Raw genomic sequence first — 20,829 nt, 5'->3', positions numbered from 1 at the left:
GTCAGTGGAGTGAGGCCGAAAACGAGGAGCAGGTATGGGCGTACACGCCCCGGAAAGCCTTCGAGTCAGTGGGCGTCTTCGACGTGGTAAACGCCGTGGACGCGGTAAACGTCTCGCCTTCATCGCCGCCGGAATCGTCTCGTCGATGGCCCTGGCCCCCGTGCCGGGACACACCGTGGGTGTCGTACGCGACGGCGAGCCTCCGGAAGCCGTTTCCCCGGCCCCGGCCCCCGCCTTCGGCGCGTATCTCGACTACGGCCCGCGCGGGGTCGAGCGCATCGGTGAGCTCAGCCAGTGGCTCGGCGGCGCCGAGCTGCGGGTCGGGCACACGTACCTTCCGGGTGATCGCTGGAGCAATATCGAGGGAGCCCCCGACTTCCTGGAGAGCTGGGCGGAGTGGCGCAAGGAGAAGGACGACAGGCTCTTCGTCCTCAACGTCCCGATGCTCGAACGCAACGAGGAGGGCGTCGACGACCGCGAGGTGGCCCGGCTGCTCGAACAGGGCGCCGCGGGCGACTTCGACGGCCACTACAGAGTGCTCGCCGAGCGCCTGGTCGACCTGGGCGTGCCCGACACGGTGGTCGTGCTCGGCTGGGAGATGAACGGCACGACCTACACCCATCGCTGCGGTCCGGACCCGGAGTCCTGGAAGAAGTACTGGAACAGGATCGTCAGCACGATGCGATCCGTTCCCGGGCAGAAATTCAAGTTCGACTTCACCCCCAGCAGGGGGCGGGACGCCGTTCCCTGGACCGAGTGCTATCCCGGTGACGACACCGTCGACATCATCGGCATGGACTCGTACGACCAGCCGCGGGGAATGTCCTTCGACGAGCAGATCACAGAGCCCTATGGACTCCAGCAGCACGTGGACTTCGCGGCGGAGCACAAGAAACCCATCTCTTATCCGGAATGGGGGCTTTTCCGCAACGGCGACAACGAAGAATACATGCGCCGCATGCTGAAATGGATGGACGAGAAGAAGCCGCTGTACAACACGGTCACCGACTACTGCCCGCACGGTGTCTGGCAGTGCAAGGACAACCCCGCCGCGGCACGGGTCTACCGCGAGCTGCTCTCCGGCCGCGACGGGAACCCGCCGGGACCGGCCCGGCCGCCCGAGCCGGGGAAGCCCCCGGCCTGCTCGCCGGTGGAGTTCGGCGACTGGGTCGAGTACTGGCTGGGCGGCAGCCTGTGTCTGCGCTTCGACTGGCTGAAGGACGGCAAGGACTGACATCCCGCCGTGCCGCGGTGGCGTGGGCCGTCACGACGGGGCTCCGCCACCGCGGCGCGCGTCACCGCCACCGCGACGCGCGTCGCCCGCGCGCTCGCGCAGCCGCCGCTTCGCCCACTGGCGGCCCGACGCGCCCCAGGCCACCGCGTGCACCAGGGGGGCGGTGCGCCTGCGGGCCAGCAGGAAGCGCCGGTTGGTGACGGGCTCGGGCCGCCAGTGGTGCTTGTACGGTTCGTTGCCGCGCAGCAGGCTCAGCGCGCGCGGGTGCTCGCCGCCGGTGTGCCGGGTGGACGCCTCCAGGAGCATCGTCGCCACATCCACCTTGCGTTCCCTGAGCCGTGGATGGGCGCCGTACAGATAGCCGCCGGCCAGCGTGCCCGAGAGCAGCGTCAGGTCCGCGGCCAGCACCTCGCCGTCCAGGCGGAACTCGGTCAGCACGGCCTCGCCCGCCGCGACCATCGGGCGCATGGAGCGGAGCAGGTGTTCGTGGAACCGCGGCTGGAGGTGCTCGGGGGTCACCTTGCGTCCCTGCCACTGCAGTTGGTGCAGGTGCAGCAGCGTCCGCACCGAGGACTCCACCTCCTCGACGGGCACGACCCGGCTCTCCACCCCCAGCGCCGCCAGCTTGCGGATCTTGGCGCGGGCGCGCTGGGCCCGCGGCGCCGGCAGCCGCTTGAGCAGCCCGTCGATCGGAAGCGCGGGAAGTTCCAGGCAGTCGGACGCGGTCAGCGTGCGCCGCGGCCCCGGCCACCGCTCGTAGAGGCTCTCCACGCACGCGCCCGGCCTGACCTCACCGAAGTCGACCAGCGCGGTCCGGGCCAGCGCGTACAGGCCGGAGAGGAGCGCTTCCGTCCCCTCCTCCCGGCACGCGTCGTCCAGCAGCACGTCGGTGAAGTCGGAGATCGCGCCGCCCAGCGGCTTCAGCGCCGGGAGCGGCCGGTCCACCCGCATCAGCGGCGCCGCCGCGATCAGCCGCCCGCCGCTGTGGACGAGCAGCACCCGCAGCCGGCCACGGCTGCCGTACGACCGCCACCAGGACGCCAGCCACGCATGGCTCTGGAACGGCGTGGCCGCGGCACACGCCCGGTGCAGCCGCCCCCACGGTTCGGCCAGCGCCTCGAACTCGTCCTCGTCCACGCAGAGCTCGGCCGTGGGCAGGCTGCTCGGCGCCGTGCTCGCCGGTGCCGTACTCATGGGGCGCTCCGGACCAGGCCGGACGCGGGCCCGGGGACGGAGGCCCCCGCCGCCGCCTCCTCCGTTCGCGTGCGCGGGCGGACCAGCAGGGCGAGGCCGCCGAGCAGCCCGCCGGCGCTCGCGCCGACCAGGGCCGTCACCCCGGTGGAGAGCGTCGAGGGCGCGTCGGGTGCCAGGGCGCGGGAGAACGGCAGCAGCTTGACCTGGGTGCTGCCCTTGGAGTGGTTGGCGCTCGTGGCCAGCGACCGCGCCACCGCGTCGGCGGCGGTGACGGCGGAGCCGGGCTGCTCGGTGGTGGCCGAGACCGCGATCATCGGCGCGTCGGGGGACGTGGCCACCCGCACCCTGTCCCGCAGCTCCGTGGCCGACATGCCCGCCGCCACCTGCGCGTCGCCCAGCACGGCGAGCTGCGTCGCCACCCGGCCGTACGCCTGCGCGAAACCGAGTGCCGTGGCCGGGTCCGCCTTCGCCTGCGGGACGGCGACGACGTAACTCGTGGCCGTGTACTCCGGGGTCTGCAGGACGCCGTACCCGGTGCCGACGAGGGCGCCGAGGACCGCGCAGGCGGGCAGGGCCGACCAGCGGGGCAGCCGGGCGAGGCGGGCCCGCAGGGGTCCGGTGCGCGCGTGCGCTTTCACGGAGTCACTCATCGAGGGGTCACCTCCAGGGTCGGGCCGGCTGCAGCTGACGTGTAGACGTCCATCAGTTGGCCGGCGCTTCGGGTGATGCTGTAGTGGCGCACCGCCGCCGGTGCCTCGCGGTGCGGCGGGACGTCGCCGCGCAGGCCGTGCAGGGCCCGCGCGAAGGAGTCCGGGTCGCTCGGGCAGTAGGCGGCGCCGGTCCGCTCGCCGGCGCCGAGGCCTTCGACTGCGGGGCAGGACGCGTAGAGCACGGGGAGCCCGGCGGCCAGGCCCTCGACGAGCGCCAGGCCGAAGGCCTCCTCGGGGGAGGGGGAGGCGAGGACATCCATGGCGGAGAGCAGCGCGGGCAGGCCGCCCGGGTCGTGGGTGGACTCACCGGTGAACCGCACCCGCCCGGCGAGGCCGAGCCGGTGCGCGAGCCGCCGGAGCCCCTCCTCCTGAGGGCCGCTCCCCACCAGTACGACGACGACGTCCTCGGGCAGCCGGGCGGCGGCCTCCAGCAGGACGTCGAAGCGTTTGCCGGGGGTCAGCCGCCCCACGCCGCCGACGACGAACTCGTGTCCACGCAGGTCCAGTCGGGCGCGCGTGCGGGCGCGGGCATCCGGGTCGAACCGGAAGCGCTCGACCTCGATGCCGTTCGGCACGACCCGGATGCGCTGCCGCGGCACGCCCCACCGGTGCAACCGCGCCCCCACGGCGGGGGAGACGGCCACCGTCACGCGGCCGAGCCGCTCCCCGGCCAGATACAGCGCGCGCACCCCCGGCGTCAGCGGCCGCCCCTCCATCTGCGAGTCGCCCAGGGAGTGTTCGGTGGCCACCACCGCGCGCACCCCCGCCATGCGGGCCGCGACGCGCCCGTACAGGCAGGCGCGGTACAGGTGGGTGTGCACCAGGTCGTACCGGCCGACACGGATCAGCCGGGTCAGCCGCGGCAGCGCCGCCACATCGCGGTTGCCGGCCATGCCCAGGTCGGTGACGCGGGTTCCGTCGGCCTCGATGCCCTGGGCGACGGTGCCCGCGTTGGTCAGCGTGACCACGTCGCTGGACGTGGGCAAGTGGCGCAGGAGCAGGCGCAGTTGTTGCTCGGCGCCGCCCACTCCGAGTCCGGTGATGATGTGCAGTACCTTCATTCCGCCACCGCCGAGCCGTCGAGCGCGCGGCGCCGCAGCCGGTTCGTGCGCAGCTTCAGCCGCAGGCGCCAGGCCGTGTCGCCCTGGCCGACGTGGACGCGCGGCAGGGCGTACGTCCCGGCGAGCGCTCCCGGCGCGATCGCGCACCCGTACGCGTACCCGGCCTCCCGCACCGCGGCCACGACGCGCTCGTCGACGTGGCCGTAGGGGTAGCAGAAGCCCCGCACCTCGCCGCCCGTCAGGTCGCGCAGCGCCGCGCGGCTGTCGCTCACCTCGCGGCGCAGCAGCCCGTCGTCGGCGGCGGTCAGGTCGACGTGGGTCAGCCCGTGCGAGCCGATCTCCACGCCGCACTCGGCCGCGTGCCGGATGCCCTCGGCGCCGAGGAGCGGTTTGCGCGGGCCGAGCGGGTCCCAGGCGTTGTCGCCGTCGAGCCGGCCGGGCAGGACGAACAGGGTCGCGGTGCACTCGTACTGCCGAAGCAGCGGCAGCGCGTGCTCGACGAAGTCGTGGTAGCCGTCGTCGAAGGTGAGGCCCACGAGGTTGTGCTCCCGGCCCCGCGCGCACGCCTCCAGCAGGTGCGTCATCGACACGCCGCGCAGCCCCTGGCGCCGCATCCACCGCAGCTGCTCGGCCAGCCGGTCCGGCGCGACGGTGATCTCGTACGGGTCGTCGGACGGGTCGGCGACGGAGTGGTACATCGCCACCCACGCCGGGTTGCGCGGCGGCCGCAGCCGCAGGAAGGGCTCCGTACCGGACGGCGCGGGCGGAGTGAGGTCAACGGACATGACGCAGCTTTCTGCCGACGGAGCGAAGGACGGTGGTCCAGGGCCGCACCCCCAGGAGCAGGCCGAGGAGCACGAAGGAGACGGTCACCGCGGTGAAGCTCGCGAGGACGGCAAGGGCGGGCCGCGCCACGCCCTCCGCGACCACCGCGCCGAGCAGCGCGGAGCCCCCGGCGGCGAGCGTCAGCCGGCCGAGCTGCCCGAGGACGGCCCGCGTCCTGACCGGCACGGTGTGCGGGCCGAGGCCGCGCAGCAGGAGCAGGGCGCTGACGCAGATGCCGGTCGCGTTGGCCCCGGCGATCCCGTGGACGCCCCACGTGCCGACGGTCAGGAAGCCGATCCCCGCGGTGGTGACGACGCCGACGAACATGGCGAAGAGCGGGATCCAGGTGGTGCGGGCCACGGAGAAGTGCGCCCGGGCCAGCGCGCCCACCAGCGTGTGGCCGAGCAGGCCCAGCGCGTAGACCCGCATGACCGAGGCGGTGGTGGCCGTGTCGCGGGAGGTGAAGGCGCCGCGCTGGAAGAGCAGTTCGATGAGCGGGTGCGCGGCGGCGACGACGGCCGCCGCGCCCACGAGCACCACGCACCCGGCCAGGACGACATCGCGCTCGACGCGGTCGCGGGCCCGCTCCTTCTCGCCCATGGCCAGGGCCCGGGCGACCACGGGGAAGGTGACCGTGCAGATCATGAGGGACAGGGCCATCGGCATCTGCGCGACCTTCTGCGCGTAGTTCAGATGCGAGATGGCCCCGGCGGGCAGCGACGAGGCGAGGAACCGCTCGATGAGGACCTGCGACTGACGGCACAGTGCGAACAGCAGGACGGTCCAGATGATGGCGGTCTGGAGGACCTTGGCGGGCTCGGACCCGGGCCCGCTCGTGGTCGCGGGCCCGGGACGGTACGGGCGCCGCAGCTGCCGCCACAGCGAGGGCGCCTGTACGACGACCATGAGGACGCCCCCCACGGCCACGCCCGCCGCCGCGGCCCGTACCCCGAGCGGCACCGCCAGCGCGAACAGGGCCGCGATGATGGCCGCGTTGTAGGCGACGTACACCGTCGCGGGCGCGACGAACCGCTGGTGCGCCCGCAGCGCCGCGCTGCAGTATCCGGTGAGGCCGAAGGTCAGGGCGCAGGTGGCGGTCAGCCGGGTGCAGTCGACGGCCAGCTGCGGGTCGGGCAGCCCGGGGGCCAGCACGGCGACCAGGTACGGGGCCGCGGCGATCAGCAGCGCGGCGGTGCCCGTGAACCACAGGGCCATCCGCGGCAGCGACGCCCGTACGAGCTCCTGGACCGGGTCGGCGGACGGGCTGTCCGCGCGGCGCGCGAGGGCCAGGCTGAACGCGGGTACGAGGAAGAAGGCGAGGCCGTCCTCGATGAGCAGCGTCGCGGCCACCTCGGGGACCGTCCACGCCACCAGGAAGGCGTCGGTGTCGGTACCGGCGCCGAAGAAGTGCGCGAGCGCCTGGTCGCGTACGAGTCCGAGGAGCGAACCGGCGACGGAGAGCAGGGCCGTGACGAGCGCGGCCTTGGCGAGGAACGACCCGCCGGTCCTCCCGCCCGTGTCCGGGGCGCCGCCGGAGCCACCGGGGCTGTCGGAAACCGTGGCGACCGGCGCCGGCACGGCCGTCATCAGGCACCTCCCGCTTCGGGCCGCCCGTGGGAGCCGACCGCCCACCAGGCCGCGAGGCCGAAGGCGACGCCGGTCAGGACGGTGGAGGGGCCGCCGATGTCGGCGTACACGAAGTCGGTCAGCTGCCAGGCCAGCAGCCCGCAGGCGACCAGCGCACAGTCGAGTTCCGGGCCGCCGGGGCCGTTTCGCCCGGCCCGCTGCCGCCGCCACCGGCGCACCGCGCACACCGCGAGCGCCGCCCAGCCGCCGGCCAGCGCGGTGAGGCCGAGCAGTCCCTGTTCGCCGAGCACCAGCAGATACATGTTGTGCGGGGACAGCAGGGGCTGGCGGACGAAACCGCTGCCCGCCCCCGCGGTGTCGCTGGCGGCGGACAGGGCCAGCGAGGCGTGGCTGTCGCGGTGGTCGGGGAACCCCTTCAGGCCGACGCCGGTCACGGGGCGCTCCCGCCACATGTCGACCGAGGCGGCCCACATCGTGTAGCGGTCGGTGACCGACTGGTCGGGTGTGCCGGTGACCTGGGTGATGCTGCTGAGGCGTTCCTGGAGCATCGCGGAGCCCACCCCGAGGCCCGCCACCAGGACCACGGCGGCGGCACCGGCGGCCAGCAGGACCCGGCCCGCCCGGCGCACCCCGGCGAGCAGCAGCACCCCGGTGCAGGCCACCGCGGCGGCGATCCACGCGCCACGGCTGAAGGACAGGGCGAGCGGCACGGTCAGCAGGGCGGCGCAGACCACCGCGGCGGAGCGTTGGCGCGGCGAGCGGGGCCGGAAGGCCAGCGCGAGCGCGCAGACGAGTCCGTACGAGACGACGGTGGCCATTCCCATGACGTCCGTGGAGCCGAACGTGCCCACCGCGCGGATGTCCTCGCCCATGTACGAGGCGCCGGTGCCGGTCAGGTTCTGGTGGACGCCGATGACGCCCTGCCACAGCCCGAGCGCCACGAACGACCAGGCGAGGAGGCGGAAGTGGTGGGCGTCGCGGATCAGCAGCAGCACGGCGGCCGGCACCAGGACGAAGACCTGCAGATAGCGCGCGGCCCCGGCGACACCGGTCGCGGCGGACGAGGCGCCGAAGGCGGCCACGGTGATGCCGACGACCGGCAGCCCGAGGAGCACCGCGGCGGTACGGGTCAGCGGGCGCCGCCGGGCCCGCACGGCGCGTACGACGCAGAAGCCGACGACGAGGGCGGACACCGCGTCCGCGAGGGTGCCGGTGCCGCCCCCGCCCCCGCCACCTCCGCCGCCTCCGGACGCGGCGCCCTCGGCGGGCACCGGCAGCGCGAGGAGGGCGATCAGGAGCACCACCGGCAGGACCGGAGCGCTCCGCCTCAGCTCGGACAGCGCCACGTCGTGCGGGCGGGCCCCGCGCGGCAGGGCGGTCGACAGGTGGTTCACCGCGCTCAGCTCCCCGTGCGGCGTACGAGGCAGCCGACGGTCCGCAGCAGAATGCACAGGTCCTGCCAGAACGACCAGCTGTCGATGTAGGCGTTGTCGAAGCGGCACCGGTCCTCGATGGAGGTGTCGCCGCGCAGGCCGTGGATCTGGGCGAGGCCCGTGATGCCGGTCGGCATGCGGTGCCGGTGGGCGTAGTCGGGGTAGGCCTGGCTGAACTGCGCGACGAAGAAGGGCCGTTCGGGCCGCGGTCCGACGAGGCTCATGTCGCCCCTGAGCACGTTCCACAGCTGGGGCAGCTCGTCCAGCGAGGTGCCCCGCAGGAACCGGCAGAACGCGCTCATGCGGTGCTCGTCGGCGACGCTCCACCGGGTCGCCGCCTCCTGCTGGTCGGCGGGGCGGTGGGTGCGGAACTTCAACAGGGTGAACAGCCGCCCGTCCTTGCCGACGCGCTCCTGCCGGAAGATCACGCCGGGGCCCTCCACGGCCCGCAGCACCAGGGCGCAGACCGCGAGGACCGGCGCGGCCGCGAGCAGCAGGACGCCCGACACCGCGATGTCCAGCAGCCGCTTGCCGGCCTCGGGCCCCGGGGATCCGGCAGGCGTCAGGGGCCGGCAGGCGAACCCGGCCACGTACTGCCGGGACCCGTCCGGCCCGCGCCCGGCGCCCGAGCAGTGCGGGTCGAGCTCCCACAGGTCACAGCCCAGACCGTGCAGGGCCGGCAGCCGCCCGGCGGGCTCCTCGCCGCGTCCGGCGAGGAGGAACACGGCCCGGACGTCGTTCTGGATCACCGCCCGGTGGAGTTCGTCCTCCGTGCAGAGCACCGGCAGTTCGGGCCCCTGCTCCGCCGCCGTCCCGGCACCGCCGGCTTCGTCCTGCGGTGGCGGTTCCGCCGTCTCGCTCACGATGCCGACGGGCCGCACGCCGCAGCCGGGGCGCCGCAGCAGCGCCGCGGCCACCCCGCGCGCCCGGTCGCCGGGCCCGACCACCAGGACCGGGCTCGGCCTGCGCAGGGTGGCGGCCCGCCGCCGCCGGTGGACGAGCGCGCGCCCGCAGCAGCTCAACAGGGCCTGCGCCGCGGCCATGCCGAGCAGCGTGCGGAGGGGGAGCGGCTGCGCCCAGGGCAGCGCGGGGGCGAGGACCGCGGTGAGGGACCAGGCGAGGGCGATCCGCCCGGTGAGCGACGGCACCTGGCCGAGCGTGTCGGGGAGTGCGGCGTACTCGTACAGGCGCCCCCGCGCGTTCAGGATCAGCACGCCCGCCACGAGCAGGGGTGCCAGTACGGCCTGTTGCCGCGGGTCGTCGAGCAGCAGCAGGCCGAGGAGGGCCGCCACGCAGTCGGCGGCCACCGGCGCGGCGGCCGAGCGCCGCGTGCGGGCGGGCCGCCGGGCCGACGCCCCGGCGCGGCGGGCCGTCGCCTCGCGTGGTGCGACGACGAAGGTTCCGGGCGGGGCCTGGGTGTCCTGCCGTGGCTGAGCCGATGAGGAGGCAACGGTCCGTTCCGCACTCACGTGGTGGTGCACTCCCTGCGTTCGGTGGGCGCCGTGCCCAGAAGCTCGCCGTACACCGCGTCGATCGCGGCCGCGGCACGCCGTGCGTCGTGGTGGTCCAGTACGTGCCGGCGGCCCCGCCGCCCCAGCGCGTCACGCAGTTCTCCGTCCCGCAGGAGCGCGATGAGCGCGCGTGCCAGTGCTTCGGGGTCCTCCGGCGGTACGAGGGCGTACGGGTGGTGGTCCCGCGGCAGGCTCTCCCTGGCCCCGTCCACGTCGGTGACCACGACGGGACGGGCACAGGCCATGGCTTCGAGCGGGGCCAGCGCCATGCCCTCCCAGCGGGACGGCAGGACGACGACGTCGGCCGCCCGGTACCAGGGCGCGGCGTCGGCCGCCGCCCCGACGAACGCCACCCGCGGCCCGGCCCGCTCCCGCAGCCGCTCCGCGTCCGGCCCGTCCCCGACCAGCACGAGCCGGGCCCCGGGCACCCGCGCGGCCACCGCGGGCCAGGCGCGCAGCAGCACGTCCTGCCCCTTCTGCCGGCAGATCCGCCCGACGCACACCACGAGGGGCACGCGTGCGGGGCCCTGTCCGTCGGGCGCGAACCGGGCGGTGTCCACGCCGTTGGGGACCACCGAGCAGGAGCCGCCGACGCCGGCCCGGCGGCCGGTGGCGAGCTCGGCCTCGCTGACGCAGACGGTGCGGGTCGTCCAGCGGGCCGCATGGCGCTCCCAGAGCCGGGCCAGGAGCGCGGTGGGGCCGCCGACCGCCTCGAAGGACCAGGCGTGCGGCTGGAACACCGTGGGGACGCTGCCGCGCAGCGCGAGCCGCGCGGCGAGCCCGGCCTTGGCGCTGTGCGCGTGGACGAGCGCGGGTGCCGCCGCGTCGATGACGCGCTTGAGGTCCCTCGTCTCGGCGCGGAGGCGGGGGCCGGGGGAGCGGGTCGCCGCCCAGGGGTGGACGCGGATGCCGGCGGCGCCCAGCGCCCGGGGCAGGAAGCCCTCCTGGGGGCAGGCCACGTGGACGTCCGTACCGGCCGCGGCCTGTGCCGTGGCCAGGTCGACGACGACCCGTGCCACGCCGCCGTCCACCGGCTGGCTGATGTGCAGGACCGTTGCGGCTTCCCTCAGCACTCCTGAGTGACGCATGACGGCGTTGGCCTTCCGAGTGTGAGAACTCTGAACCACAGCGGACATGGGGTGATGCGCGGTGAATGTACGAATCTGAACGCGTATGGGTGGAATGCCCTAAAGGGAAGCGCAACTGTAGCCGCTGAAGTGGGCCGCTCCGTCAACCTCGGTACGTGTGTCGGATTGGTGAAGAGAGGCGCGGCCGGCACCCGAACGCATGGCCGGTGGCAGTACGGAGCAGCGGAGGTTCCCGCCGCCGCGACGGACCCGCTCCGCCGTCACGGCAACGAATTCCGCCGCGTATCACCCGTCTGGGCGCACAACTCGGCGTCGAGGTCGGCAGTTGATCCCTCCAGACGGGCATCCCGCCCGTACGTCGCATCATCACCAAGGAGCAGCACCCCATGTCGCGTACCACCAAGGCTCTCGCCCTGTCCGCCGTCGCCGCCGCAGCCGTGGCGGGATCCGCGGGTGTCGCTGCCGCCGACTCCGGCGCGCAGGGCGCCGCCACCAACTCCCCCGGCGTCATCTCGGGCAACAACGCGCAGGTTCCGATCCACGTGCCCGTCAACGTGTGCGGCAACAGCGTCAACGTCATCGGTCTGCTGAACCCGGCGTTCGGCAACCAGTGCGCCAACGACTGACGCACCGTCTGACCTGAGCGGCCGTCCCCGTGGAAGCGGGGGCGGCCGCTCCGCGTGTCCGGCCGGTCTCCGTTCACCGCGGTGGTGCCGGGTCGCCGCGGTGGTGCCGGGCGTGCCCCGAATGGAGTGTGCTCCCGCCCGCTGCCGACCGACCGTCACCTCGGCCCCCACCTGCGGGGATGCCCGCACGCACGGGGAAAGGCCAGGACGTCGCGCGGCCGCTCGGTTGCGGGCGGCGTGCGCCGCTCCCACGGTGATCACAAGATCCGACGCATCACCGGAAGGGAAACACCTATGCGCGCTCTGCCCGTACGGCGCCTCGCGACCACCACCCTGTGCGTGACGCTGCTCCTCGGCACGGCCGGCCCGGCCTTCGCCTCCCAGGGGGACGCGGACCCCACCCGCGACGCGATCGAGGCCGTCTCCGCGTCGCCCGTCAAGGCACCGGAGCCCGACGGTGACGCCCCGGCCGAGCCGCAGACGGCGGTCGACGATCTGCTGAAGGGCAACGAGGGCAACGAGGGCGACCAGAAGGACGTGCTCGGAGGGGTCCCGCAGGTCCTCACCGGCCTGCTCAACACCGTCCTCTCCCTGCTGGGCGGCAGCCAGCCCAAGGCGCCCGCCGGAACCACACTGCCGCAGGTCCCGGCGGCCTGAGCGGGCCTCCTTTCCGGCGGCCGACCGTCGTTTCGAAACAGCCGGTTGATATGAGGATGGGCGCGGCCTTCATTCGAGTGGGCCCCCGGAAGTTTCAGGGCCAGGGGTTTCCGTACCGGCCCGCGCTCGTTAGTCCCGGCGAAGAGAGACGACAGGCAATCGATGCCTGAACGGTGCTCGCCAAAGGCGACCCGCGTCGCCAAAGAAAGGAACATGATGAAGGCCCTGAAGGCTGCCGCTGTCCTTGCCGGTTCGCTCGCCGTCGCCGGTTCCGCCGCGCCCGCGGTCGCCGACAGCCTGACGCCCACCAGCCTGAACGGCGGGCTCGACGCCCTCACCAGTCAGAACCTGCTCGACACCAAGCCGGTGGGCACGAACATCCTCGACACCGAGAACAAGGGCTCCGTCATCAACACGGTCAAGGACACCGCGGAAGGCCTGAACTCCGCCGGCGGTCCCACCGATCTCCTCGGCGGACTCCCCCTCGCCAAGTAGAGAAGTAGAGCCTCGCAATTCCCGCGCAGGGCGGCGGAATTGGACGCACTGGGTGAAGCAATCCCCGCGGGCGGTGCCCTCGCCGTCCGAGGTCGCGCAAGGGCCGGTCACCTCTTCCACGGACCGGCCCTTCGGCGCGTCACCGGAGCCGACCGGGTGACCCCATCGTGTGATGGCGGGCCCCGGTTGGGCCACACGGGTGACAACCGGACCGGACCCGTCCGTCCGCGTCTATACGGTTCCCCTCATGACCTCAACATCCAGCGAACAGCGCCCCTTTAAAGAGACTGACCTGGGAACCCTGGCTGTTCTCGCCTGGAGCGGCGAGCACCCCGAGGAGGAGAAGGACATGCCTTTCCTGCTGGCCTACTCCCTCGGTGACGCGGAGGGCGGCCCGGAGACCACCGCCGAAGCGATGCGCACCGTCCTCGACGAGGCGGGCCTGCCCATCGGCGGTCCTCTCCTCGACGGGGCGCGCAACCCCTCCCTGCCGGTGAGCCTCCTCGTCGAGGGCGACCAGGCCGTCGTCACCATGCCCCACCTGAACGCGCAGTGCGTGGTGCCGCCGGAGTGGCTCGCCGCCGTCAAACAGCGTGGACACGCCTACTTCCTCGCCACCACGCGCGCGTGGCCGGAGGCCAAGCCGGGCGAGCCCGTCGCGGAAGACAGCCTCCGCGAGTTCGCCGCCGCCGAGGAGACCCTGCTCAACGCCACCCACTGCCTGCTGCCCGCGCGCAGCCTGCGCTGATGCGCCCCACCACCGAACTGCCGCACCGCGTACCGCCGCAGACCGTCGGCGAAGCCGGTGCGGGCCGCGCCACCACGCCCGCACCGGACGGCGCCCCCGAGCAGTGGGGCGGCCGGCGGCTCGGCCTGCTCCTGGTGCTCACCGGCGCGGCGGGGCTGCTCGCCGCGTGGGTCATCACCCTCGACAAGTTCAGGCTCCTGGCGGACCCGGACTTCGTCCCCGGGTGCAGCCTCAACCCGGTGGTCGCCTGCGGCAACATCATGAGGAGCGAGCAGGCGGCGGCCTTCGGCTTCCCCAATCCGCTGCTCGGCCTCGTCGCGTACGCCGCCGTGATCTGTGTCGGCGCCGGCCTGATCGGCGGCGCCCGCCACCCCCGCTGGTACTGGCTGACCTTCCACGCGGGCACCGCGTTCGGTGTCGCGTTCTGCGGCTGGCTGCAATTCCAGTCCCTCTACCGCATCAATTCCCTCTGCCTGTGGTGCTGCCTCGCCTGGGCCGCCACCATCGTCATGTTCTGGTACGTGACCGCGCACAATGTACGTTCCGGATTCCTGCCCGCCCCGCGCGGTCTGCGCACCTTCCTGGAGGAATTCCCCTGGCTGCTTCCCGCCGCGCACATGGGCGTCGTCGGAATGCTGATCCTGACGCGCTGGTGGGAATTCTGGACCGGCTGAACACCGATGGGACCGCACGGCGAAAGGACGGACCGAGCCCGATGGAGAAGAACCTCGCCGACCGGGTGACCCGCCGGCACCTCATCGGGACCGCGGCCGCGGCGCTCCTCGGCGCCGCGGGCGTCGTACGGGCCCTGCCCGACCGGCCCGTCCCCGACCCGCCCGCACCCGGTCCGGCGGCCGCGCCCGCCGACCCGCCGTTCGACGAGACGTACCGGGGCCGGCGCATCCAGGGCGAACCGATGGCCCAGCAGGCCGGGCACGACTCCGCGGGCTGGCACGTCACCGTCGACGGGCGACGGCTCGCGCTGATGCGCCGCGCGGACGGCAGCTATCTGAGCATGGTCGACCACTACGGCTCGTACGCGACGCCCCTGGCCGCGGCCCGCGGAGCCGTCGATGAACTAGGCCCCCTCCAGGCCCTGATCGGCCGCGGCCACTGAGCCGGGCACGTACCCCCGAACGCGGAAGGGACGGGCATGGCCCCCACGCGCAGGAACCAGCGGAGCCTCAGCGGGCCGGAGCGGCGCCGCTTCGTCGACGCGGTGCTGAAGCTCAAACGCCGCGGCGAGTACGACGAATTCGTCCGCACCCACATCGACTTCTATGTGTCGGACGGGGAGCAGCGGCTCCGCGTCGCCCACATGACCCCCTCGTTCTTTCCCTGGCACCGCCGCTTCCTGCTCGACTTCGAGCGGGCCCTGCGGCGCGTCGACCCCGGCGTCGCCGTCCCCTACTGGGACTGGACGAAGGACCGCGGCCCGGCCGCGTCGCTCTGGGGCGCGGACCTGATGGGCGGGAACGGGCGGCGGGGCGACCGGCAGGTCATGACCGGGCCGTTCGCGTACCGGCACGGGCGCTGGACCATCAAGGAAGGGGTCACCGACGGGGATTTCCTCACGCGTGACCTCGGGCGCCCCGAGGATCCGATCGACCTGCCCACGGCGCGGGACGTGGCGCGTGCCCTGGCCGATCCCCGCTACGACGTGCCGCCGTGGAACTCCACGTCACCGGAGGGCTTCCGCAACAGGCTGGAGGGCTGGACGTCCGCGCGCGGCGCCGAGCGGTGGCAGAACCACAACCGCGTCCACCGCTGGGTCGGCGGTCACATGCTGGGCGGGGCCTCGGTCAACGACCCGGTCTTCTGGCTCAACCACGCCTTCGTGGACCTGCTCTGGGACCGGTGGCGGCGCCGGCACCCCGGCTCCGCCCCCTACCTTCCGGAGCGGCCGCCGGGCCCCGGCTCGTCCCAGCACCGGCGCATCGTCGCCCGTGACGAGCCGATGCCGCCCTGGGACGTCACCCCGGGCGAACTGCTCGGGCACAAGGGGCTCTACAAGTACGCATGAGCAGGGGGAGCAGGGGGTGCATGGGGAAGCCCCCGGCGGAACGCGCGGCGGGGGCTTCGTCGGGTCGGGTCAGCCGCCGTAGCCGGAGTGGCCCCCGCCGTTGTGGCCGCCACCGTTGTGACCGCCACCGTTGTGGCCACCGCCGTGGTGACCGCCCTTGTGGCCGCCGTTGTTCACGCACGGGTTGCCGAAGGCGGGGTTCAGCAGGCCGATGACGTCGACGGTGTTGCCGCACACGTTCACCGGGATGTTGACCGGGACCTGGAGCAGGTTGCCCGAGATCACACCGGGGGAACCGACGGCGGCACCCGACGCACCGGCGTCCGCCAGGGCCATGCCGGCGCCGCCGACGACGACCGCTCCGGTGGTGAGGGTGACAGCGGCTGCCTTCGCGATGCGAGACATCACGTTCTCCTTTGATTTGGATAGAGCGGCTGCCCACACGCAACCGCCTATTGTCCAACTGCTTTCGTCAAGGCGAGGTCACGGTGCGAGAGCACGGCATGACCATGCTGGATAAATTCATCGTTCTCGCGAAATGCCGCGGATGCGCTTCCTGAGTGAGGCCTCGGCCGGACCCGTGACTTTCGGGTGCCCGAGACGGTTCTGAAAACATGACTTCAGCACGACGACTCATCACCGCCGTCTCGCTGGCCGCCGGCGCAGTGGCCCTGGCCACCCCCGCAGCCCAGGCGTCCGCCCCCACCCAGGACACGGGAAGGATGGAGGTGCTCGACACCATCGACGGCCTCGGTACGACCGGCATGCCCGCGGAACAGGCCGCCCGGATGCCGCACCTCAAGGACCAGCTCGTCGGCGTCAACCGGCTGAACGAGCTGAACCAGCTGCGCCAGATCACGGACCTGGTGGCCCCCCTCACGAACCTCGTGCCCGGCATCCAGTAGGCCGGCGCGCGACGGTCAGACGAGCCGCACTCCGCGCTCGGCCAGGTAGGCGACCGGGTCGATGTCCGATCCGTAGGCACGGCGGGCCCGTATCTCCAGATGGAGGTGCGGGCCCGTGGCACGCCCGGTGGCCCCGCTCCTGCCGAGGAGGAACCCGGCGTCGACGTTCTGGTCCTCGCGGACCGCGATGCTCGACAGATGGGCGACGAGGGCGTAGTGGCCGTCCGGCATCCGCACCGTCACGGCGTTGCCGTACGCGCCGGACCACCTGGCGACGAGGACGGAGCCCGGACCCACGGCGTAGACCGGCGTCCCCACCGGCACGGCGAGGTCTATGCCCGTGTGGTGGCCCGCGAGCCAGTTGCCGCGGATTCCGTAGGGCGCTGTGACCCGGTAGCCGCTGCGCAGCGGCATCGCGTACCGCTCCGGCGGGCCTTCCGGGAGCCTGCGCGTCTCGTCCGCGCTGAGCAGGTCGTCCGCCTCGGCCAGGGCGGCCTCGAACTCGGCGTCGTACGCGCCGGTACAGACGTGGTCCGACGAGGAGTGGTCCGCCCGGGCGACGGCGCGGGACGCCGTCAGCGGCAGCGCGCCGCCGGCCAGCAGCGCCGCGGCGGCCCCCAGAACGCGACGCCGCGTGGTGACCCCTTGTCCCGCACTCGCTATCTCGTGGTCCATGTCCGACAGCTCACCGGTGCCGGGTCCGCCTCGCATCTCGGGTGAGCCGCCCGGCGTATGCCGCACGCCCTAGGCCGTCGGAGGGAAGACCTCTTCGTCCGCGCCGCGCTCGGCGGGTGGCGGCCAGTGGGGGCGGGCGGGCTCCGGGAGGGAGCGCAGGGCCTGGCCGACCGAGGTGTGGGAGGAGAACAGGGCCGTGCTCCCGCTGTGTTCGAGCAGCGTGGCAAGGCGGCGGCCCACGCCCGCCAGCATCAGGTCACCGGCCTGCCGCCGCAGGAGCCAGTGCAGGGCGAGCAGGCAGTTCAGGCCGCGGGAGTCGCAGAACGTCAGCGCCGTCACGTCGAGGACGATGTGGCGCCGGCCCGCGTCGACCGCACCGGCCAGCGTGTCCATGAAGAACTTCTCGGACGCCTGGTCGAGTTCGCCGCTGAGCCGCACCACGGCGCAGAGGTCCGACTGGGCGAGGCCCGCGATGGACAAACGGTGGGACGGCATGCCCATCTCACCTCCAGGGCCGTCAGGAGCACCGGGCCGGCGGCGGGTCCGGACCGGCTCGGGGGTTCTGCTCTCGGATATACAGGATCGTCGACTTCTACAGGATCGACGTATACAGGATCGGCAGGGAGACGTCAGCCCGCGGGGGGCCACGTCACAGCTGGCACCCGACAGCGTGAGCCGGCCGGCCGAAACGGACAATTCACCCGTCCGTCCGGCGCTGGGACCCGCTCCGGACGCATGACGTCCGCATACGTTGGTGCTCCTCGGCAGAGATCAGGAGCGCGCGTGAAGATCGATTGCGTCGGTGGCGGGCCCGCCTCCCTGTACCTGGCCGTCCTCGCCAAACTCCAGGACCCGGCCCACGAGATCACGGTCCACGAACGGCACCCGGCCGACGCCCGTTTCGGCTGGGGTGTCACCTACTGGCCCGACCTCCTGGCGGACCTGTACGCCCACGACCCCGAGTCCGCCCGGCTCATCGAGGAGCAGTCCGTGCGCTGGCAGGGCGGGTTCGCCCATGTGGGCGACCGGACCACGGCCCACGACGGCGACCCCGGGCACGCCATCGCCCGCCACCGGTTGCGGACCGTCCTCGCCGACCGGGCCAGGTCGCTGGGCGTACGCCTGGAGTTCGGCCGGGAGATCGGCAGCCGCGCCGACCTGCCCGACGCGCACCTCGTCGTCGCCGGGGACGGGGCGCGCAGCAGGCTCCGCGCGGAACACGCGGACCGGCTCGGCACCCGGGTGACCACGGGCGCCAACCGCTTCATCTGGCTCGGCACAACCCGCGTCTTCACCGCGTTCACCTTCGCCTTCGTCGAGACCGGCCACGGCTGGATCTGGTGTTACGCCTACGGATTCAGCGCCGAGCACAGCACCTGCGTCGTCGAGTGCTCCGCCACGACCTGGGCGGCGCTCGGCTTCGACCGGCTCGGCCACGACGAGGCCCTGCGCCTCCTGGAGAAGATCTTCGCCGACCTGCTCGAAGGCCACGAACTGCTCGGCCGCAGGGACATCGAGAGCCCCGCCCAGTGGCAGGCCTTCCCCACCGTCACCAACGCGTCCTGGTCGCACGACGGCCTCGTGCTGATCGGCGACGCAGCCCACACGACGCACTACTCCATCGGGGCTGGCACGACCCTCGCGCTCCGCGACGCGATGGGCCTCGCCCGCGCCCTGCGGACCGCCACCGCGCCGGCGGAGCTGCCCGCCGCCCTCGCCGCGTACGAAAGGGAACGCAAGCGGGCCCTGCTCTCGGTGCAGAGCGCCGCGCGGCACAGCGCCCAGTGGTACGAGAACCTGCCCCGCTACATGGGTCTGGAGCCGCACCAGATGTTCGCGCTGCTCGGCCAGCGGCACTCGCCGCTCCTGCCCCACGTGCCGCCGCAGCTCTACTTCCACCTGGACCAGGCCGTCGGCCGCCTCCAGACCCTGCGCTGGCTCAAGCAGCGTCTGGGCCCCCGCCTCGCCCGCACGCTGCAGAGCCGCCGCGGCGGGAGCGGCTCCTAGGGGGCGTGCTGTCTGCGGGCCAGGCGGGTGAGCGTACGGACCAGGCCGCCCGGGCCGCTCTCGTCGGCGGCGAGCGTGTCCCCGTCGGGGGAGACGGCGCCGACGACCGCGTCGCCCCCGTGCACGACCAGTTCGCTGGGCAGGCCGAGGCCGCGCGCCCGGTGGACGACCGCGGCCGCGTCCCCGGGGAGGCAGGCACCGAGGTCGATGACCAGCACGTCCGGGAGCAGCACGCGGGCCCGGGCGAGGGCCAGCGAGCTGTCGTCGGTGTGGGACAGGACGCACACCTCGGGGACGCTCTCGATCCGGGCGATCAGATCCTTCTCGTTCTCCCGCCCGACCAGCACCAGCACGGTAAGCACGCCCTCCATCCTCCTCCGGACGCCCGCCGGTGTCCTGAGCGGGCCGCCGAAGGAGGGGCGGTGGCACCGGGTGCGGTCAGCGGCCGGCGGCGGCTTCCGTGCTCGTCCGCACGGACTTCAGTCCGGTGTCGACCACGGAGAGGGCGATCTTGCCCGCGTCCATGACCTGCTGGCCCTTCTCGACGGGGTCCATCAGGGTCTCGCCGACGGCCCGGCCCACGCTGCCCTGGCCCTCTTCGGACGGGGCCGCGGCGGCGTGGGCGGGGGCGGTCGCGGCGACGGCGGCGGCGGCCAGGGTCAGGGCGGTGAGCATGCGCTTCGAGTTGTTCATGGTCTTTCAAACGGTGAAAAGCGCGGGAAGGTGCGCCGACACCGCCGGTAACCGGGGCAATTCCACCGTCCGAGCGACGCGCACCGATCTCAGAAGTGCAGCATCGCCATCAGTTCGGGGCTGCGCAGGCCGGTCGGTATCTCCGGGAGGCGCCGGCCCGGCCGGAGCCAGCCCGCGTGCTCGGCGGCGGTGCGGGCGGCCGCCTCCGCCCGGTCCGCCGCGGCGTTCAGCGCCTCGTCCGCGCCGAGGGCGTCCCGGCCCGCCGCGGCCGATGCGGCCCGCGACGCCTGGAGCGCGGCACGGCACGCGGCGACGGCCGGCTCGCTGTCGCCGTCGTGCAGCTGCCCCAGCTGGGCGGCCCGCGCGGCGGCGGCCGCGGCGTTGCGCGCGCAGCGGGAGTCCGCCGCCGGGTCGGGGGCGGACTCGGAGAGCACGGCGAGGGCCTGGACGGAGGCGCGGGCCGCGTGGGTGGCCTGCCAGGCGGTGTTCTGCTCGGCGCCGTGCCGCTCGATGTGGTGGCAGACCGCCGCGGCGCGGACGGCGGCGCTCTTGGCACGGGCGACGTGACCTGCCCGAAGAGCCGCGTGGGGGTCCGGCGCGGGGGCTGCCTTCGGGGTCGCCTTCTCGTCGTGGGCGCGGTCGCTCATGGTCGTCTCCTCGTCCGCGGGACGTGCCGGTGCCGGTGCCGGTTGCCGAATGTCCGGCAGGGTGACAGCTGCGGCTTCAACAGGCCAGGGGGGGCGGGAAGGGTCAGGGTCGGGCAGGGGCAGGGGCAGGGGCAGGGGCAGGGGCAGGGGCAGGGGCAGGGCCGGGCAGGGGTCAGACGAGGATTCCCAGGGCCGCGTCCAGCGACCACGTCTGCCAGCTCCACGTGAAGAAGGCGACCAGGGAGGCCAGCGCCATCATGAGGTTCTGGCCCTGCTCGGCCCAGTCGTGGATCATCAGGACGAGGTAGACGAGGTTGAGGACGAGGCCGCCGATGAGGGCGACCGGGGTGAGGAACCCGAGGATCAGGCCGAGCCCGAGGGCCAGTTCGGCGTAGGCGACGACGTACGCCATCACGCGCGGCCGGGGCTTCACCACGACGTCGAATCCCCGGCGCACGGCGGGCCAGCGGTGTTTCTCGGCGATGCCCGCGGCCCAGCCGATGCCGCCGCCGGCGAACCACTGCTTCTTGTCCTTGTGGCGCCAGCTCTCCAGCCACCACAGGCCGATGCCGATCCGGAGTACGGCCACCCACTCGGCTCCACCGAGCCAGATCGTCTGCATCGCGCGTCCTCCCGAAGTCACCTGACGGGGCGTCAGTTCAGCGGATCGGGCCGTGGCGCGCAAGGGGTCGAGTTGCGGGCGGGCGCTT

Annotated in this window: 25 protein-coding genes; 10 read left to right on the top strand and 15 right to left on the bottom strand. The window is 73.5% G+C overall.

Translation table 11 applies throughout. The features are described 5' to 3' along the window. Window positions 1–145: 145 nt before the first annotated feature. Window positions 146–1,234 carry a glycosyl hydrolase gene (locus AB0H82_RS02255; protein WP_362987854.1) on the top strand — a complete coding sequence of 363 codons (1,089 nt, stop codon included), beginning with the start codon at window positions 146–148 and terminating at the stop codon, window positions 1,232–1,234. Between the two features lie 30 nt (window positions 1,235–1,264). Here the strand turns inward: AB0H82_RS02255 and AB0H82_RS02250 are convergent, their stop codons facing one another. The 8 genes from AB0H82_RS02250 to AB0H82_RS02215 form a co-directional block, all read right to left on the bottom strand. Further along, entirely contained in the window at window positions 1,265–2,428 is a 1,164-nt protein-coding gene (locus tag AB0H82_RS02250) for a GNAT family N-acetyltransferase (protein WP_362987852.1), read from the bottom strand. Continuing rightward, window positions 2,425–3,078 carry a lipopolysaccharide biosynthesis protein gene (locus AB0H82_RS02245; RefSeq protein ID WP_362987851.1) on the bottom strand — a complete coding sequence of 218 codons (654 nt, stop codon included), beginning with the start codon at window positions 3,076–3,078 and terminating at the stop codon, window positions 2,425–2,427. The genes AB0H82_RS02250 and AB0H82_RS02245 overlap by 4 nt, the downstream gene beginning before the upstream one ends. After that, complete coding sequence (locus AB0H82_RS02240) at window positions 3,075–4,199, bottom strand: glycosyltransferase (RefSeq protein ID WP_362987849.1); 1,125 nt, start codon at window positions 4,197–4,199, stop codon at window positions 3,075–3,077. Before AB0H82_RS02240 ends, AB0H82_RS02245 begins: the two co-directional genes overlap by 4 nt. Beyond that, window positions 4,196–4,897 carry a polysaccharide deacetylase family protein gene (locus AB0H82_RS02235; RefSeq protein ID WP_362988295.1) on the bottom strand — a complete coding sequence of 234 codons (702 nt, stop codon included), beginning with the start codon at window positions 4,895–4,897 and terminating at the stop codon, window positions 4,196–4,198. The genes AB0H82_RS02240 and AB0H82_RS02235 overlap by 4 nt, the downstream gene beginning before the upstream one ends. A gap of 76 nt (window positions 4,898–4,973) precedes the next feature. Beyond that, window positions 4,974–6,611, bottom strand: coding sequence for a lipid II flippase MurJ (locus AB0H82_RS02230; protein ID WP_362987847.1), 1,638 nt, complete (start codon window positions 6,609–6,611; stop codon window positions 4,974–4,976). Further along, window positions 6,611–7,957 (bottom strand): O-antigen ligase family protein, encoded by a 1,347-nt coding sequence (locus AB0H82_RS02225; protein WP_362988293.1) that lies wholly within the window; start codon window positions 7,955–7,957, stop codon window positions 6,611–6,613. The genes AB0H82_RS02230 and AB0H82_RS02225 overlap by 1 nt, the downstream gene beginning before the upstream one ends. Window positions 7,958–8,010: 53 nt before the next feature. Then, window positions 8,011–9,513 carry an exopolysaccharide biosynthesis polyprenyl glycosylphosphotransferase gene (locus AB0H82_RS02220; protein ID WP_362987845.1) on the bottom strand — a complete coding sequence of 501 codons (1,503 nt, stop codon included), beginning with the start codon at window positions 9,511–9,513 and terminating at the stop codon, window positions 8,011–8,013. Further along, on the bottom strand, window positions 9,510–10,643 hold the full coding sequence (locus AB0H82_RS02215) for a glycosyltransferase (RefSeq protein ID WP_362987843.1): 1,134 nt from the start codon (window positions 10,641–10,643) through the stop codon (window positions 9,510–9,512). The genes AB0H82_RS02220 and AB0H82_RS02215 overlap by 4 nt, the downstream gene beginning before the upstream one ends. A gap of 386 nt (window positions 10,644–11,029) precedes the next feature. Here AB0H82_RS02215 and AB0H82_RS02210 point away from each other — a divergent pair, with 386 nt between their 5' ends. The 7 genes from AB0H82_RS02210 (at window position 11,030) to AB0H82_RS02180 (ending at window position 15,192) form a co-directional block, all read left to right on the top strand. Next, on the top strand, window positions 11,030–11,269 hold the full coding sequence (locus tag AB0H82_RS02210; protein WP_150217197.1) for a chaplin: 240 nt from the start codon (window positions 11,030–11,032) through the stop codon (window positions 11,267–11,269). Between the two features lie 294 nt (window positions 11,270–11,563). Next, on the top strand, window positions 11,564–11,926 hold the full coding sequence (locus AB0H82_RS02205) for a hypothetical protein (protein WP_362987841.1): 363 nt from the start codon (window positions 11,564–11,566) through the stop codon (window positions 11,924–11,926). Window positions 11,927–12,142: 216 nt separating this feature from the next. Then, window positions 12,143–12,421 carry a hypothetical protein gene (locus AB0H82_RS02200; RefSeq protein ID WP_362988291.1) on the top strand — a complete coding sequence of 93 codons (279 nt, stop codon included), beginning with the start codon at window positions 12,143–12,145 and terminating at the stop codon, window positions 12,419–12,421. 247 nt (window positions 12,422–12,668) lie between these two features. After that, window positions 12,669–13,169, top strand: coding sequence for a DUF5949 family protein (locus tag AB0H82_RS02195; protein WP_362987840.1), 501 nt, complete (start codon window positions 12,669–12,671; stop codon window positions 13,167–13,169). Further along, on the top strand, window positions 13,169–13,843 hold the full coding sequence (locus AB0H82_RS02190) for a vitamin K epoxide reductase family protein (protein ID WP_362987838.1): 675 nt from the start codon (window positions 13,169–13,171) through the stop codon (window positions 13,841–13,843). Before AB0H82_RS02195 ends, AB0H82_RS02190 begins: the two co-directional genes overlap by 1 nt. 41 nt (window positions 13,844–13,884) lie before the next feature. Beyond that, entirely contained in the window at window positions 13,885–14,286 is a 402-nt protein-coding gene (locus AB0H82_RS02185) for a tyrosinase cofactor (RefSeq protein WP_362987836.1), read from the top strand. A 36-nt stretch (window positions 14,287–14,322) separates the two neighbouring features. Then, window positions 14,323–15,192: a tyrosinase family protein gene (locus AB0H82_RS02180; RefSeq protein ID WP_362987834.1), complete on the top strand. Its 870-nt coding sequence runs from the start codon at window positions 14,323–14,325 to the stop codon at window positions 15,190–15,192. A gap of 69 nt (window positions 15,193–15,261) precedes the next feature. Here AB0H82_RS02180 and AB0H82_RS02175 read toward each other — a convergent pair whose 3' ends face one another. Next, window positions 15,262–15,597: a chaplin gene (locus AB0H82_RS02175; protein ID WP_362987832.1), complete on the bottom strand. Its 336-nt coding sequence runs from the start codon at window positions 15,595–15,597 to the stop codon at window positions 15,262–15,264. Window positions 15,598–15,806: 209 nt separating this feature from the next. Here AB0H82_RS02175 and AB0H82_RS02170 point away from each other — a divergent pair, with 209 nt between their 5' ends. After that, a complete protein-coding gene (locus AB0H82_RS02170; RefSeq protein ID WP_362987830.1) occupies window positions 15,807–16,097 on the top strand; it encodes a hypothetical protein in 291 nt (96 codons plus the stop codon). 15 nt (window positions 16,098–16,112) lie between these two features. On the opposite strand, the gene AB0H82_RS02165 is transcribed toward AB0H82_RS02170, so the two are convergent. After that, a complete protein-coding gene (locus AB0H82_RS02165; protein ID WP_362987828.1) occupies window positions 16,113–16,772 on the bottom strand; it encodes a M23 family metallopeptidase in 660 nt (219 codons plus the stop codon). A gap of 69 nt (window positions 16,773–16,841) precedes the next feature. Next, on the bottom strand, window positions 16,842–17,267 hold the full coding sequence (locus AB0H82_RS02160) for an STAS domain-containing protein (RefSeq protein WP_362987826.1): 426 nt from the start codon (window positions 17,265–17,267) through the stop codon (window positions 16,842–16,844). 288 nt (window positions 17,268–17,555) lie between these two features. Between AB0H82_RS02160 and AB0H82_RS02155 the strand changes: the two genes are divergently transcribed. After that, window positions 17,556–18,779, top strand: a complete 1,224-nt coding sequence (locus AB0H82_RS02155) for an FAD-dependent monooxygenase (RefSeq protein WP_362987824.1) — start codon at window positions 17,556–17,558, stop codon at window positions 18,777–18,779. Here AB0H82_RS02155 and AB0H82_RS02150 read toward each other — a convergent pair. From AB0H82_RS02150 to AB0H82_RS02135, 4 genes are all read right to left on the bottom strand, one after another. Further along, window positions 18,776–19,141, bottom strand: coding sequence for a hypothetical protein (locus AB0H82_RS02150; protein WP_362987821.1), 366 nt, complete (start codon window positions 19,139–19,141; stop codon window positions 18,776–18,778). The two genes, AB0H82_RS02155 and AB0H82_RS02150, sit on opposite strands and share 4 nt — an antisense overlap. Before the next feature lie 76 nt (window positions 19,142–19,217). After that, window positions 19,218–19,472 carry a hypothetical protein gene (locus AB0H82_RS02145; protein WP_362987819.1) on the bottom strand — a complete coding sequence of 85 codons (255 nt, stop codon included), beginning with the start codon at window positions 19,470–19,472 and terminating at the stop codon, window positions 19,218–19,220. An 89-nt stretch (window positions 19,473–19,561) separates the two neighbouring features. Further along, window positions 19,562–20,119, bottom strand: a complete 558-nt coding sequence (locus AB0H82_RS02140) for a hypothetical protein (RefSeq protein ID WP_362987816.1) — start codon at window positions 20,117–20,119, stop codon at window positions 19,562–19,564. Window positions 20,120–20,291: 172 nt separating this feature from the next. Next, window positions 20,292–20,741, bottom strand: coding sequence for a DoxX family membrane protein (locus AB0H82_RS02135; RefSeq protein WP_362987815.1), 450 nt, complete (start codon window positions 20,739–20,741; stop codon window positions 20,292–20,294). Window positions 20,742–20,829: the final 88 nt, after the last annotated feature.

Origin of the sequence: Streptomyces sp. NPDC050732 (assembly GCF_040654255.1) — a bacterium.
In the GTDB taxonomy this organism is placed as follows: Bacteria; Actinomycetota; Actinomycetes; order Streptomycetales; family Streptomycetaceae; genus Streptomyces.
Note: the sequence above shows the minus strand (reverse complement) of the source record. Positions and strands in the feature narration are given on the sequence as shown.